The organism is Methanofervidicoccus sp. A16 (assembly GCF_003351865.1).
Lineage (GTDB): Archaea > AGJL01 > Methanococci > Methanococcales > Methanococcaceae > Methanofervidicoccus.
On the sequence record NZ_CP022242.1, the window covers coordinates 17,278 to 32,366 of the forward strand.

Here is a 15,089-nt window from a genome sequence, read left to right on the forward strand (position 1 = left end):
ATTAATTCCTTAACTTATAAGATGGATATGGTGTTTTTATTCCTTTTACTATTTTATTTTTGAAATATCTATCTCAATAATTTTTCTCTATTGTACTCAAAAGCCCCCAACAACCCTACACATCCTGTAATCATAACATCTCCACCTGGATAGGCGTACCTTCCATACCTCTTAAACATCTCTCTATTTGGTCCTGTAATTAGTATCTCCTGAGGTTCAATCCCCTCTAACACTACAGCACCATGACCTCCATCTTCATATATATCTTCGTTTCTCAATGAGCCCTCTGCAAGTCTATCAACGATATCCTTTAACTTCTCAGGTGTGAGCATCCCAGTATGATGTTCAAATATGCCCTTTATCTTTCCATCTTTTATAGAAACTCCCAATGTATGACCGTTGCCAATATCTAAACCTATAAATTCTTCTATTCCTTCCTCTATAGCATAGTCCAATATACCACATATAGAGGCCATCTTACTGTCCATTACAAATCCCTTATAGTTGGACTCCCTCAAGGTTTCCAGTATACTTTTAAACCTTGAAAATATGCCTTCCTCCTCTACTATTATATACTCTAATGGGTTGGAAGATCTTCTCAGTTGTTCCCTGAAGTAGTTGAACCTTGTGATCCTATCACTTTGACCTTTGATATATCCATGATCCTGACATGCGACACCCACTATATCTGGCCTAAACTCCACCCCTATCTCCCTAAATATCTTTTTAAACATTTCAAAATCTAAATCCCTCAGTATTACATCTGGGCAGTCTACAGCATCTTTTAGTATTATTCCTCTCTTTGATACCTCCTCTAAGTCGTCTCTAACAGTCCTTGCACATCTTTTAGTCATTATAACCTTGTATCCTTTCTCTATATGTTGAAATATGGCTCTGTTAACAGGGCCCCCTCCCATTACTTTACCATCTATCTTTAGATCTTTCTCCATCTTCAGTATCTTATCTGCAATTATTCTTGTAGGCGATGGAAGTATCAATTTTATGGCGTTCTCAATGTTACTTTTCTCCATGTCCAAGTAGAGGATATCTTGGGTACCTTTACCAATGTCTATACACATTATGTTCATCATAAGGTTTCACCTTAATTGTTATATAACAATTATTTAAAATATTTTAAAAATTAACATATAATAAAGCAATAAAACCATTTAAAAATTAATTAGTGTGGTTATAATGAAAACAACAGAAACAATAAAAAGAAAGATACATTTTTATCAAGTATTATGGGTAAAAAATGATGATGAAAAGGTACAAAAAGATGGAAAATTTATTCAAACTATACTGAACAACATTACAAATCAGATAAAAAGTAAATTTAGAACTTTTTTAGAGGGACAGCAAGAAATAGATGAGAATATACTATATCTTGAACGCTATGAGAGTCCTAATTTTAATCCAGATAGACTATTATATCGCATATCTAAAATAAGAAACAAAAACTTACCACTTATTTTTGATATAAAAGATAAGATTACATCTCCACTAGATTTAGATAAATATCAGGGATTATTTGAACCATCTCATTTTGTAATATTTGAAGGAAAGATAATTGGAGCAGAATATAACCATTATGGAGTGAGAAATATAAACTCTAAGTTAATGAAACTCATCAATAATTATTTGAGACAGAACTCTATCGAAGATATTAAAAGAGTCGAAATAAAGCCTATATTAAGAAAAGAAGTTTATGATATAATTGAAAAATTTGAAGAGATCAGGAGTATTAAAATTTCTATAGCTACAAACTATGCAAAACTATTAGCAAAAGAAGATCCCTTCAGTTATGGACAAATATTCTCTGCTGCTGAAATGGTAGATGATATGAAACTTCAAGTAATATTTTCTATAGGAAAAGGGAAAAAGGATGGAAGTCCTATAAAATTTGAAAAAATACTCATGTTAGTTAAAAAATTATTGTCAAGAGACGATAGTAGGAAAAACATTGATAGATTAGACATAAGAGGAAGATTAGGAGATAGTGAAAGTATAGAAACTATCAATATTTTAGAGGAATTGATGCTAACTGAAAAAAGAGTTCCAAAGTTAGATAATAGAACAAAAGCAGTAGATTCTGAATCGATGTACAGAGAAATAATAAACTCCTATTTAGCGTTAAAGAAAGAACTTGAGGAATATATTAAACCCTGTTAGATATATAAAAGAAGTGATTTATTATGAATATTTTCAAAGTAAAAGAACTTAAAAATGATTTTATTATAAGTACCATAGTTAGTATAATATTTTTTATTATAATCTATTATTTTAATTTACACTTTATCTTTCACAATATATATGATAGTTTAGAGGTTATAATAACAATCAGTATTACAATAACAGGTTTTCTTATAACTTCTTTAACGATTCTTTTAGTTTTTCCAGAGAATAGCAGAATAAAATTTATAAAGAACCATAAAGGGTATAAGTATATTTTTTATGCTTTTATTCTCTCAATAATGCTTTATATCGTCGTATCAATAATAAGTTTTATTTTAAAAATACTGATATTTTTTAGATCATATTACTTCCTATTTTTATTAATTGTCATCTTCATCTGGGCTATTGTGTCCTTATTCCGCTGTATATGGCTACTTAAAAAGATGATTGATATTCTATAATTTGGAAAATACTTAAAAACTTCATTGTGATTTATTACACACAGATACAAAAAGTATATATAGAACTTCAAATACACAAAACTAGGAAACTATAAAAAAGGTGATAACGTGGCTGTAGAATCTAAGGAGGTTGAACTGGAGAACACCTTAGTATTTGAAACCTTAGGAAATCCAGAGAAGGAGAGAGAATTTAAATTAAAGTCTTTGAAGAAGTGGGGTTTTGACTTGATATTTGGAAAGATAGATGGTAGAGAGACCTACTTCACAGCGGAGTTGGAGGAAAAGAAGGCTGGAGACAAATTCTCCAGAGAGGGTAAAGAGTACGAGGTAATAGAGGTACTGGAAGAACTACCTAAGAATGTGGAGTTGTACGCCCATATAGAGATGGAGATGGGAAGGGCCTATATAGTATGTGAGTTAAGGGACGAGGATGGAGTAAATACCGAGGTGCTGAGGGTTCCTGCAGCCTCTCTACTCTATGCATTCTTTAAGAAGAACAAATTAGGAAATCTATTAAAGGCCGTAAGAAATGTTGGAATAAGTATTGAATTCTCCCAACAGAACGGTGTAGGTGGAAAACCACTTTCATACCAGGAGTTACCTAACACACCTAGGAGATTTATTAGAAGTGTCAGGAAGGTTGAAAAGGAGACAGGATTTGGTAGATTGTCTATTGCATACTATGGAGAGACTAAAGATGGAGAACCAAGATTCTGGTACAGTTGGCTACTTCCTACAATAGCCCTATTCGATCTCACAATTGCAAAGAAGGTCAATCAAACCCTTGGTATATTAAAAGTAGATTAAGGTGATAGTAATGATATATGGGATACTGTTAAACATACCTGAAAAACATGCACCTAAGTACGAAGATATTATAAGGAGGATCATTGGCGAAGGTATTGCAAGGGGAGATATACTATCATTTACAGAGGGTAGATACAAAGGAGACGTTGCATTTGTAATGCTTGCAAGATCTAGAAGGGCCGTAGAGAAGGTGTATGAACAGTTGAAGGAACACCCTATATATGTAAAGATCATTGAGATAGAAGGTAAGGAGTAATTACTCTAAACTATGATTTTCATTAAAATAAACTGTTGTGAACAAAATTAATTATAACAACTAATCGAAGAGATTTTAAATAAAAAACAATAATTATAATAAAAATAGTTAGAATTGAAAAATAGAGAATCTTAACCTTACCTCTTAATGGGTTTTATACTCTTTTATTTTTTATTTTTATAATAAATATTATAAAAATTAAATAAAGATCCACTCTATTTTATTTGACATCTCTGATAAAAACTAAGATTTTACTCTACTATTATACTTTTATTTTTATATCTAACAACCACTTTATCCCTTATTTTTTCTCCTCCTATCTCTACCTCTTTCACAATCCTACCTATAACGTAGGCGGGAATATGGTATTTCTCTGCAATCTCTATAACCTTCTCACTATCTTTTTTATCTACTATCACACAGAAACCTATACCCATGTTGAAGGTTCTAAACATCTCCTCATCTGGGACGTTTCCTATCCTTTGGATCTCCTTGAATACAGGATGGGGCTCAGGTAGGTTATCTATGAGATAGACAACATCTTTTTTTAATCTCCTCAACTTTCTAAATCCTCCCCCTGTAATATGGGCTAGTCCCTTAACCTTCACCTTTTCTATCATCTCCAATACTGGTTTTACGTATATCCTCGTAGGTGTCAATAACTCCTCTCCAACAGTTTTACCATGTGGTAGTTTATGGTGGATATCCATACCTCCAATTTCAAAGAACACCTTCCTAGCCAGGGACAACCCGTTACTGTGTATCCCACTACTTCTAAGACCTACTATAACATCTCCCTCCTTAATATCCCTTCCAGTTATTACCTTATCCTTTCTCACAACTGCTAAAACTGTTCCTGCAATGTCTATTCCCTTTACAATATCTGGAAGTGTGGCAGTTTCTCCTCCAATGAGACTTATATTCGCCTCCTTCAACCCCTCATTTAATCCCTTACCTATCTGTCTCGCTATCTCTTCATCTATATCCTCAACTGCTATATAGTCCACAAGTGCAACAGGTTCCGCCCCTATAGAGATGGCGTCGTTGACGTTCATAGCTATCATATCTATAGGTACAGTGTCGTATCTATTGGCCATTTTTGCAACAACCATCTTACTTCCAACTCCATCTGTACAGAGCACAAGATAGTAATCTCCAAATTCAATGGCACCTGCATAGTGTCCTATAAGTTCTTCACAGGGTTTGAACCTATCTGTTCTCTTGAAGGTTATCTGGGATATTAACGCTCTTATAATCCTATCCTCTTTGTATATATCTACTCCAGCATCTCTATAGGTTACCATACTTCTCACTGTTTTGATTGTTATAAAAATAGGTTTATAGTCGCTATATTAAAAATATATTACTGTTGTTCTGAACTTTGTAGTTGGGATTATAATAGTTAGGTAGTTTAGTACTTTTTTAGTTAGAGGGAATGATAAATTAGATTTAAAAAAGATTAAAATTAATATTAAAAATATTTAAAATAAAAATTAATAAATTTTAAAAAGAGGTTAAAAAATTTCTAAGAAAAAGGATTAATAAAAATAAACCCTGCTTCTCTGATAAAGGTTGTAATCAGGGAATAGAGACACTATATTTTACTTTTCACATATTATTATTTTTTTAACTAAGTATAGGTTTTAGTATTTTTATTTTTTGATTTTAATTACTCTTATTATATTTTTATTATTTTTTAGTCAGAATCCTCGATAGTTGTAGTTATTTTAATTTATTTTGTTCATGCAGTATAAATTATAATTATTAAAATTAAAATAAATTTTTATTTATAGGACTTTCCTATTACCTCAAATTCAGAACCTCCATCTCTATTTTATCCCCATCTATAAGAGCAGTTGCACAACATACTGGATGTTCAAACTCCTTATATTCGAGAATATATTTACAGATTTCCCTTGGTGTCTCTCCTACTACAGGTATCTTCTGATCCTCTGAAATACTACAAACTCCATATGTACCTAAGTAGTATCCTATTCCATCTTTTAGAGGAACTTCACACACTCGTATATCTCTATCTGAAACGTATCCCAGGTATCCACCCTCTCTATATAAAATCCCTGCTATTCTGGGAGTTTTATACTCATCCTTCTCGTAATCCATTGTAGCAAGAGGATATATGAGGGCATCCCTCACTGGAAATCCCATCTCTATCTTATCCCCTATAACATCGGTATGGGAGCCATTAGTTGCAACTACATAGTTCCCTATAACCTTTAGGGCATTGTACATAATATAGGGATTTTTGAGGATGTCCTCTATACTCTCCGGTACTATAGTAACTGTATTATTCTTTAATACTGCCCTCCTATTTGGAAAACTTCTACTGGATACTCTGTAGGAGATAAATGGTTTCCCGTTCTCTGTCTTTCCCATAACTAAAAATCTACCTATGTAGATAGTATCACCTCAAGTACTTAGTAGGATCTTCAATACCTGCCTCCTTAAATGCCCTCTTCCTTCTGACGCAACTCTCACAGGTTCCACAGTGTAGGAAATCCTCTCCGTTGTCATGGTAGCAGGAATAACTGTACTTTAGAACCTCCACCCCAAGTTTCTCCTCAAGTTCCCTACCATATTTTACGATTTCAGTTTTATCTAAGTTGTAGAGTGGTGCTACCAGTTTAACTTCCCTTATTGTACCGTACTCCAAGAGACTGTTAAATCTATCTACAAACTCTAAGGTGTTATCTGGAAATGTAGTGCCCTCCTCTTTATTCAATCCTGTATATACTTCACCCCCTCCAAGGGACTCTGCAAAACTGGAGGCTATCGAGAACATGACTATATTACGTCCAGGCACCCATACAGATCTCATAGTTTCTCTGGTTTTTTCCAAGTTATCTAGATCTTCCTCATTTAATTTGGGAACAGTTTTATCCCGCTCTGTTAAAGCACTTCCTCCAAACTCCCTCAGGAAGGGAAGTTTAATTACTTTATGCTTTGCACCTAATACCTCTGATATCTTTCTTGCAGAGTTTATCTCCCTAAGTACTGCCCTCTGCCCATAATCGAAGGTTATAGTATATATATCGTCATCCTTTGATTTTGCTACTAAGGTGGCTACTGTAGAGTCTAAACCTCCACTTAAGACACATACCTTGACCATGATTACCCTCCATAATAGTATAGTCTAGTTTGATTCATCAATCCTATATCGATATAATTAAATTTAAATTAAAATAATATATTGATACCCTAGTTCCCACCAAAGTGATTATATAAAAAATAATAATAAAATAAGAATATTAATAATATTTACCTCTATCAGAATTTTATTCATTTTATTATTTCTCTTAGAAACTTTTATTATTTTTTTTATTATAATAATCATTTTTATTATTATTCTTCTAACACAATCTTGATGGGAACTGGGGTTATATTGATAATAATAAAAATAATAAAAAAGAAGAGTTATTTATATGCATCTTAAGGAAGCGATTTTACTTCCTCTTTTAGGTATTCATTCTTTTTTAACCAATTAATTAATTCGTCAAAGAGTGTATAGGCGAAGGTACTCTACCACCTCTCTTTATAAACTCCTCGGAAGAATATTCATTTACAGCCATTATAGGTGCCCTACCTAACAACCCACCGTAATCTACGTAGTCACCAACGTCCTTACCTGGTACAGGTATTATTCTAACTGCAGTAGTCTTTTTATTTATCACGCCTATTGCCATCTCATCTGCTATTATTGCAGATATTGTAGAGGCAGGTGTCTTCCCAGGTATTGCTATCATATCCAGTCCCACTGAACATACAGAGGTCATAGCTTCCAACTTCTCCAAACTCAACGCCCCCTCCTCTACAGCCCTTATCATACCTGCATCTTCACTTACTGGAATAAAGGAACCACTTAAACCTCCAACATAACTTGCCGCCATGGCACCCCCCTTCTTAACTGCATCGTTTAATATTGCAAGTGCCGCAGTACTCCCATGGGCTCCACATCTCTCTAACCCCATAGCCTCTAATATGTTTGCCACACTGTCTCCCCTTGCAGGTGTTGGAGCGAGGGAGAGATCTACAATTCCAAAGGGAACATTTAACTCCTTGGATACCTCCCTACCTATAAGTTCTCCGACTCTCGTTATCTTAAAGGCAGTTTTTTTAATCTCGTTGTATAAGGTGCCTATATCTTTCCCTTTCAACTTCTCGACAACAGCCCTTACAACTCCAGGTCCCGACACCCCTACGTTTATCACCACATCCCCCTCTCCAACTCCATGGAAGGCACCTGCCATAAAGGGATTGTCCTCAGGTGCATTTGCAAATACCACCAACTTGGCACATCCGATGGCCTTCTCTGTCCTCTCTGCAGTCTCCTTTATGATCTCCCCCATCCTCTTTATGGCGGTCATGTTTATTCCACTTTTAGTACTTGCAACATTCACCGAGGAACATACTCTCTTAGTCTTACTCATCATATGAGGTATAGAGTCTATAAGTATTCCCTCCTCCCAGGTTGTATCCTTATGAACAAGTGCAGAGTATCCCCCGATGAAATCCACCCCTATATCCTTGGCAGCCCTGTCTAAGGTTTCCCCTACCTTTACACACTCTTTAATAGCCTCCTCCCTATCCATTCCCTTTATAGCACCTCCCACTACTATACTGATGGGAGTAACTGCAACCCTCTTTGTAACTATTGGGATACCGTACTTCTTTGATACCCTCTCAGATACACTTACAAGATCTTTAGCCTTTGATACTATTTTCTCGTATATATTTTCTCTCAATCTATCTATATCCTCGGAGACACAGTCCCTCAGATTTATACCCATTGTAACTGCTCTAATGTCTAAATTCTCGTACTCTATCATCCTAATAGTTTCAAGTATCTCCTCTGGAACGTACATCCTATCCCTCAAATCATTTTATTTATATTCTTTAAATATAAGAGACGGTGTTACAGATCTCTGTTCACTATACTTGGAGTTCTTTCTATCACAGTAGCCAATATTTACAGGAGAGGTGGTCTTTGAGAATATCAACTGCCCTATTCTCTGCCCCTTGTAGAGAATAACAGGTTTATCGTATGCAACTATCTCTAAGGTTATCCTTCCCCTAAACCCTGCGTCTATCCATCCAGCAGTTTGATGGGACTGTAAAAATACCCTACCAAAGGAACTCCTCCCCTGATATTGTGCACATATGTTATTTGAAAGTTTTATATACTCTGTAGTAGTACCCAGTATCCCCCTGTTTACCACTACATCTACGTTGTATTTCTCTTTGTAGTACTCTATTTTATCTTCATCTAACCTATGACATAGGGGACATACCATTATAGCCCTTTTTATCTTAAATTTTTCATGATCCAGTTCTCTTCTTAGGTCGTAGACTTCGTCCTTATATACGATAAACTCATCTCCAAGGGTAACATCGTAGGAGCAAGGTCCAAGGAAATCTGGATTAAAAGGTTCTATAGATATCTCTCCCAACTCCATATAGTGGAGAATGTCTCTGTCACTTAGTATCATAACTTCCACCAATAAGAGATTACTTGTACTGTAAAAATGATAGTTAAATTAAATTATTTCACTATTAAAATTATTATGGTTATATGCTGTATCTCTTAGTTCTCATTAGAATTAAAAAAGATAATAAAGTAATAATTTTATAAAATATTATAACAATTAAATAAAAAATAACAAAGAAGTGTTTAAAATAAAAAACCTCTACCTACCTTATTTAAATGTTAAATACTGAAATATATGGATATTCTACTCTACCTCTAAATTTTCTACATACCGAGTATGCAACTGTTGGTTATCTTTATCAAAAAAAGAACTTCCCAATCCTATTCCCAGTATCCAAAAAATTATAATATAACCTTAGTCCCTACCAAGTAGTGATTAAAAGAACTATGAAAAAATGAAAAATAATAATAATTGTTATAATAATAAAAATCATGATTAAAATAATCAGTATAAAACTATATAAAAACTATTAAACATTCTAGGATCTTTCTGAACACTTAGGTAAGATAGGAGATCTTACTCTGATATTCACTACTAGAAGGTTTACAGAGGATCATTCTCCTTCAATCTTCTTTTTAAAATTTTTTCTACATCTGGGATAATAGAAGTTTCTGTTTTTTAAATATTTTCTTTAATCTTTAATTTTATTATTTTTATAATAATTTTTATTTTTATTATTCTCTAAATTATCCTTTTGATGGGAAGTAGGGTTATAATATAAATTTAAATATCCCTATGAGTTTCTTATTTACTATTTTAATGAGAACTAAAATATAACAATATTAAATTTAAACCTATAGCTTAAATAACTACTCATCATGAGAATAAAAAATTTATAATAATAAAAAAATTTTAACCTTAGTTCCCACCAAGTAGTGATTAAAAGAATAATGAAAACAATCAATATAAAAACTATTAAATATTCTAGGATCTTTTTAATCACTTAGTTAAGATAGAAAACCTTACTCTGATATCCAATTATATTGGAAGGTATACAGAGAACCATTCCCTTCCAATCTTCTTTTTAAAATTTTATATCTGAGATTATAGAAGTTTTTATTTTAAACATTATTCTTTATTTTTTATTTTTATTATTAATTTTTATAATTATTTTAATTATTCTTTAAACTATCCTTTTGATGGGAACTAGGGTAAAAATTTTAATAAAAATAGTTAAAATCACAAAAAATAGTTAAATAACAGTTAAGTTAAGTATATTGAAAAAGAACTATCTTCTTATTTTTTTTAGAATTACCTAGACAGTTAAAATATTTTATTTTTATTATATTCTACAAAAAAGTTGCTATTTTCTAACTACAACCTTCTTTCTTTCCGACGGTATAACTTTTATCTTTGCATCAGGGTAATCTCTGTAAAGAGTTTTTCCTTCAAACAACCTATCTAGAAATATAGCAAGGGCTGCGATCTCTGAATGGGGCTGATTACCTATAGAAATGTTGTAATCTGCTAACTCATAGATCTCCTTTGGTACCTTTTCTCCTCCAACTACCACTAAAATATCCTTTCCCTCTTTAAGAAGCTCTCTTATAGTGTCTATTCTCTCATTTACACTTTCACCGTACATAGTTAGATGTATTACAATCCCTCTCTTTTTAAAACTTCTTACATACCCTTTCCAAGATTCAACTACCTCAAATTTAAAATTACCACCCCAGTTTTCCACAACCTTACTTATACTCTCCTTTACATGGTCGTCCTCCGAGGTAAATAGGATCTTATCTGCCCCCAATGCCCTAGCAGTTAATGCCACATGGGTGGATGTTCTCCTGTCCCTTTCCCCTCTATGCCCTAACCTTAACACCTCTACAACCATTGGAATACACCTTGATATAAAAAATTAACAAAAAAATAAATAATAAAAAAAGGTAATTATAGATTATCTAGCTGTTCTATAGTGGTTGGATCTATTAGAATTAGTATATTACAGTTTATAGGATATTTTCCTAAAATGTGTATTTTATTATCAAAAATTAGGGCTATATCTATTTGTTCTGCCATTTCTACGACTAATGACTCAACCACTGAAAACCCACTGTCTTTAATAAATTCAGGTGTTGTTATATTTATCTCACTCTTGAGGGCATTTGCAAAAACATTTAAAAAAGAGGCTACAACTATATTTGCTACTTCATTCATTACAGAAACTTCCATCTCTTTGTAATCAGGTAGTTCAGATTTATTCACTAAACTGTCCCATAGTATATCTATAAGTAACATCTTCTCCAACTTTACAGCATCCTCTTCAGGAAGTAACATCAAGGATTTACCACTAAGTATACCCTCAAAATCAATACGAACAACTTTGTATACCCTGTCATCAAACTGCTCAACGAGAAACTCCAAGGGAGTGAATCTTACACCTAAAAATTGGACATCTGTTGTTTCTCCTGTCAATTCTGTGAAGGATTTGGCAATATTCTCTGAGGCTTCTCTACCAATATTTATAAGTTTTCTCATAGATTCTAAAATTCCCATACTCTCCCTCGATAGTACCGGAGAATTTATATCTTTTGGAACAGAGTATTCAGAGAATCTGGAGGCATTATTATTAAAACTTCAAAACCAGAACCTATTCCCTGGGAGTATAACTTAGACTTGAAGGTTAGAATTATGTCGTTGTCGCCAGTATTATGATCTTTAAAAATCTTCTCTATGATCTCCCTTTCCGATCCTTTGATAAAGAATGGAGGAGACATAGTTAATGACGTCTTCATAAAATTAGCTAAGGTATCCACATAGGCAGATATTATTAAATTACATGCCTCATTTATTGCAGAGATTTTCATATCATCGAGAACATTATCATCACTACCATCATCCATACCAATCTCTGCCAACATAGATTTTGAAAGTTTTAGTGCAGACTCTTCAGAGAATATTAAAATTCCTACTCCTTCAATTTCACCACTAAAGTTTATACCTGTAAATATCTTTTCTTCATCTTTTAACTCCTTTTTAATCTCATAAGGAGTGATAAGCATAACACTTACTACCCCTATCTCAACAGGGTTGCCAGTTAGATTTGTTATAAAATCAGCAGCCTTTTTAGCAGCACATTTACCGATTTTCTCAATTTTACCCAACCCCAAGAGATAAAAGTTTCTGACAAAATTAGATCTCTTATCATTATTTGAATTATTTTCACCCATTATTTCCTCGTTGATTATACTTTCCATTATAATTTCCCAAGATTTTGGTGAGATGAATACATTCCCTCTTTTCATATAAAACCCTATTAAAGATTTTTTAAATTTACATTAATTATATTATAAAAAATAGTAATATAAAAGTATCGTTCTTAATCTGGGAATAATTTGTTAAGTTGTTCCAAAATCTTTGGAGCCTGGAAAGGTTTTACAATGTACCCATCTGCACCTGCTTCGATGGCTTCGATCATCTTTTTTTCCTGATCTACAGAGGTACACATAACTATTTTTATGTCAGGGAATTCTTTTTTTATTCTCCTTGTAGCCTCTATACCGTCCATTTCTGGCATTACTATGTCCATAGTTATTAGATCAGGTTTTAACTCCCTAGCTTTTTCAATAGCCTCTTTTCCGTTTGATGCTTCACCTACTACTACGTATTTATTTGTAGATGAAAGGATCTTCTTTAAAATGTTTCTCATAAAGGCCGAGTCATCTACTACCAATGTACGTACAATTTTAGTCATTTTTTCACCTGATTTATTTTTATACCCTGATTAATTAATGTTCAGCAAATATATATTTTAAGAGGATTAGAAGTTAGATATAATATAATTGGTAATTGCCCTACCTTTTTCTGTTAATTCAGTTTCTTTTCTTATTCTTACTAATTTGAGGTATCCTTTATCAATTAATTTATCCAATATTCGTTCCACCTCATCAACATCTAATCCCATCACATTGGGCAATTCAAGGGAGGAGATACCTGTATATAATGCAGTTAGTATCTCCTGTTCTTCAGGTTCTAACTGTTCCACTTCACTCTTTATTTTATCTCCACTCCAAGTTTCAGATGCCAACTGAGATACTAGTTCATCCTCTGTTTTAGGAAGTAAATCTTTGACTAATTTTCCATATTTTGTTAACGTAGCGATGTATCTAAGGACAAACAATCTTTCCCTTTCAGGTATATAAAGATATGAAGTTACAGATTCACCACCTTTCAACTGTTTTATCTCCAATACAGTTAGTTCTTCATTTTCAACTGTTTTCTTTTCAAGTGAAATAGACTCTAAATTACTAAATAAATTATATACTTTTGGCTTTCCTCCAGAAGTCACTGCTACCGCTAGAACTAACTCATTAACTACTTTTAATCCTTTCTTTACAGGTCTTTGGGCAAATACTAACATACCATCTTCCCACTTTGCCGAGGGATCTACAGAACCTCCCTTAATTACCTCATACTGTACTTTAACCTCTTTTTTATTCAACAACACATAAAATACTTTTTTCAAAAAAGAATTTATTAGTGTTTTACCATAGAGAGAGGTTTCAGGGGCGAATCCTATAATATCCTTATCACTATCTGGCAACTGTATAGTTATAGAAGAGTAATACCTTATGTCATCTAATGTACTCTTTGCAATCTCTATAGCCCTTCTAGGTAATTCTGCACCTACATCTACCACATATTTTAATTCTGCTTCAATAGATTTATTTTCAAATTCAAATAAAATTCTATCAGTATATAAAGTTATTTTAATTTTGCTCCATTTGGTAAAAGGGTCTCTTAGAGTGTAGGGGTTTATTATAATTCCTTTACCTTCAAATTTTGCAACTTCTTTAGAAGAGGTCCTTGCCATGAAAACCACACTCTTTAATCTTTCATATAATTTTTAATATTATAATTCTTTAATACTAAGTATAATTTTAATCTTTATATAAATTTTTAGATTGATATTTAAACCTTTAGTATTTTTGGTGGTGTTATGGATCCATGGGATATAATGAAAAGTTCTCAAATAGCCTGTGTCCTCGAGGTCAGTAGTTTTAAACCTGGAAATGTACATAGATACAGGGATTTTTCAGATATAAAGTATCACCACTTTCTCACTTCAGGTATAGCCTTTGGTGATGTAATATATAAGGCTGCTCAGGATAGTAAAAATATTGGAAAATATATAAAGATGGCAGTTATTCAATCAAGGAGGTGGTCTCCTTCCAATGCCAACTTAGGAATAATCATGTTACATGTTCCCATTGCAATGGGTGCAGGAAATATAGATAACTTTGACAGTAGTAAATTGAGGAAAGAGATGATACGTCTATCGAAGAACACAACTGTAGAAGATAGTTTAAATGTTTACGATGCCATAAGTATAGCCATGCCAAATTTGAACCCTCCAAAAAGAGGTCCAGATGTTAAAGAAGAAGATGCCAAGAAGAGATTAATCGAGGAGAACATGACACTCTATCATGTATTTAAGATATCCTCTGAGTGGGATAATATATCTAAGGAGTGGACTGAAGGGTTTAAAATTTCATTTGAAGGCTATGAATTGTTGAAGAATTACTACCTGGAAGAGAGGGATATAAATTGGGCAATAACTAAGACGTATATTCATCTTCTATCTAAGTACCCTGATACTTTGATTGCAAGGAAGAATAACTTAGAGATATCTAAGGAGGTTTCCAAAATTGCAATGGAGATACGGAATAATGGATACAAAAAGGAAGATATTGAAAAATTTGATAGTTATCTATCGAAAGATGGAAATAGGTTAAACCCAGGTACTACTGCAGATATAGTTGCAGCCTCTTTAATGATCTTTCTCTTGGATAGAATAGATAGTAAGGATACAATACTCTGGTAGTACTTTTTACTATTTATAACACATTTAAATATATTGATATTGTAATCTATAAAAAATATCAT

Annotated in this window: 15 protein-coding genes; 4 read left to right on the forward strand and 11 right to left on the reverse strand. The window is 32.9% G+C overall.

The window, feature by feature from the left end:
- Positions 1-68: 68 nt before the first annotated feature.
- Complete coding sequence (locus CFE53_RS00080; RefSeq protein WP_148121096.1) at positions 69-1,088, reverse strand: DUF1786 domain-containing protein; 1,020 nt, start codon at positions 1,086-1,088, stop codon at positions 69-71.
- 106 nt (positions 1,089-1,194) lie between these two features.
- On the opposite strand from CFE53_RS00080, the gene CFE53_RS00085 reads away from it, so the two are divergent.
- The 3 genes from CFE53_RS00085 (at position 1,195) to CFE53_RS00100 (ending at position 3,699) form a co-directional block, all read left to right on the forward strand.
- Positions 1,195-2,172: a DUF6731 family protein gene (locus CFE53_RS00085; RefSeq protein WP_148119881.1), complete on the forward strand. Its 978-nt coding sequence runs from the start codon at positions 1,195-1,197 to the stop codon at positions 2,170-2,172.
- A 572-nt stretch (positions 2,173-2,744) separates the two neighbouring features.
- Positions 2,745-3,443 carry a TIGR00703 family protein gene (locus CFE53_RS00095; RefSeq protein WP_148119883.1) on the forward strand — a complete coding sequence of 233 codons (699 nt, stop codon included), beginning with the start codon at positions 2,745-2,747 and terminating at the stop codon, positions 3,441-3,443.
- A gap of 10 nt (positions 3,444-3,453) precedes the next feature.
- On the forward strand, positions 3,454-3,699 hold the full coding sequence (locus tag CFE53_RS00100) for a hypothetical protein (RefSeq protein ID WP_148119884.1): 246 nt from the start codon (positions 3,454-3,456) through the stop codon (positions 3,697-3,699).
- A 251-nt stretch (positions 3,700-3,950) separates the two neighbouring features.
- Here CFE53_RS00100 and purM read toward each other — a convergent pair whose 3' ends face one another.
- From purM to CFE53_RS00150, 10 genes are all read right to left on the reverse strand, one after another.
- Entirely contained in the window at positions 3,951-5,003 is a 1,053-nt protein-coding gene (purM, locus tag CFE53_RS00105; protein ID WP_148119885.1) for a phosphoribosylformylglycinamidine cyclo-ligase, read from the reverse strand.
- A 499-nt stretch (positions 5,004-5,502) separates the two neighbouring features.
- On the reverse strand, positions 5,503-6,117 hold the full coding sequence (locus CFE53_RS00110) for an IMP cyclohydrolase (RefSeq protein WP_148119886.1): 615 nt from the start codon (positions 6,115-6,117) through the stop codon (positions 5,503-5,505).
- A 4-nt stretch (positions 6,118-6,121) separates the two neighbouring features.
- Positions 6,122-6,826, reverse strand: coding sequence for a 7-cyano-7-deazaguanine synthase QueC (queC, locus tag CFE53_RS00115; protein ID WP_148119887.1), 705 nt, complete (start codon positions 6,824-6,826; stop codon positions 6,122-6,124).
- Between the two features lie 376 nt (positions 6,827-7,202).
- Entirely contained in the window at positions 7,203-8,579 is a 1,377-nt protein-coding gene (locus tag CFE53_RS00120; protein WP_148119888.1) for a PFL family protein, read from the reverse strand.
- 18 nt (positions 8,580-8,597) lie between these two features.
- Positions 8,598-9,203, reverse strand: coding sequence for a dCTP deaminase (dcd, locus tag CFE53_RS00125; RefSeq protein WP_148119889.1), 606 nt, complete (start codon positions 9,201-9,203; stop codon positions 8,598-8,600).
- Between the two features lie 1,303 nt (positions 9,204-10,506).
- Positions 10,507-11,037 carry a tRNA (cytidine(56)-2'-O)-methyltransferase gene (locus tag CFE53_RS00130; protein WP_148119890.1) on the reverse strand — a complete coding sequence of 177 codons (531 nt, stop codon included), beginning with the start codon at positions 11,035-11,037 and terminating at the stop codon, positions 10,507-10,509.
- Positions 11,038-11,093: 56 nt separating this feature from the next.
- Positions 11,094-11,699: a chemotaxis protein CheC gene (locus CFE53_RS00135; RefSeq protein WP_148119891.1), complete on the reverse strand. Its 606-nt coding sequence runs from the start codon at positions 11,697-11,699 to the stop codon at positions 11,094-11,096.
- 26 nt (positions 11,700-11,725) lie between these two features.
- On the reverse strand, positions 11,726-12,448 hold the full coding sequence (locus CFE53_RS00140; RefSeq protein WP_148119892.1) for a chemotaxis protein CheC: 723 nt from the start codon (positions 12,446-12,448) through the stop codon (positions 11,726-11,728).
- A gap of 74 nt (positions 12,449-12,522) precedes the next feature.
- A complete protein-coding gene (locus tag CFE53_RS00145) occupies positions 12,523-12,897 on the reverse strand; it encodes a response regulator (RefSeq protein ID WP_148119893.1) in 375 nt (124 codons plus the stop codon).
- Between the two features lie 66 nt (positions 12,898-12,963).
- Positions 12,964-14,016, reverse strand: a complete 1,053-nt coding sequence (locus CFE53_RS00150; protein WP_148119894.1) for a CheF family chemotaxis protein — start codon at positions 14,014-14,016, stop codon at positions 12,964-12,966.
- Between the two features lie 126 nt (positions 14,017-14,142).
- Between CFE53_RS00150 and CFE53_RS00155 the strand changes: the two genes are divergently transcribed.
- Positions 14,143-15,027: a triphosphoribosyl-dephospho-CoA synthase gene (locus CFE53_RS00155; RefSeq protein WP_148119895.1), complete on the forward strand. Its 885-nt coding sequence runs from the start codon at positions 14,143-14,145 to the stop codon at positions 15,025-15,027.
- Positions 15,028-15,089 lie beyond the last annotated feature (62 nt).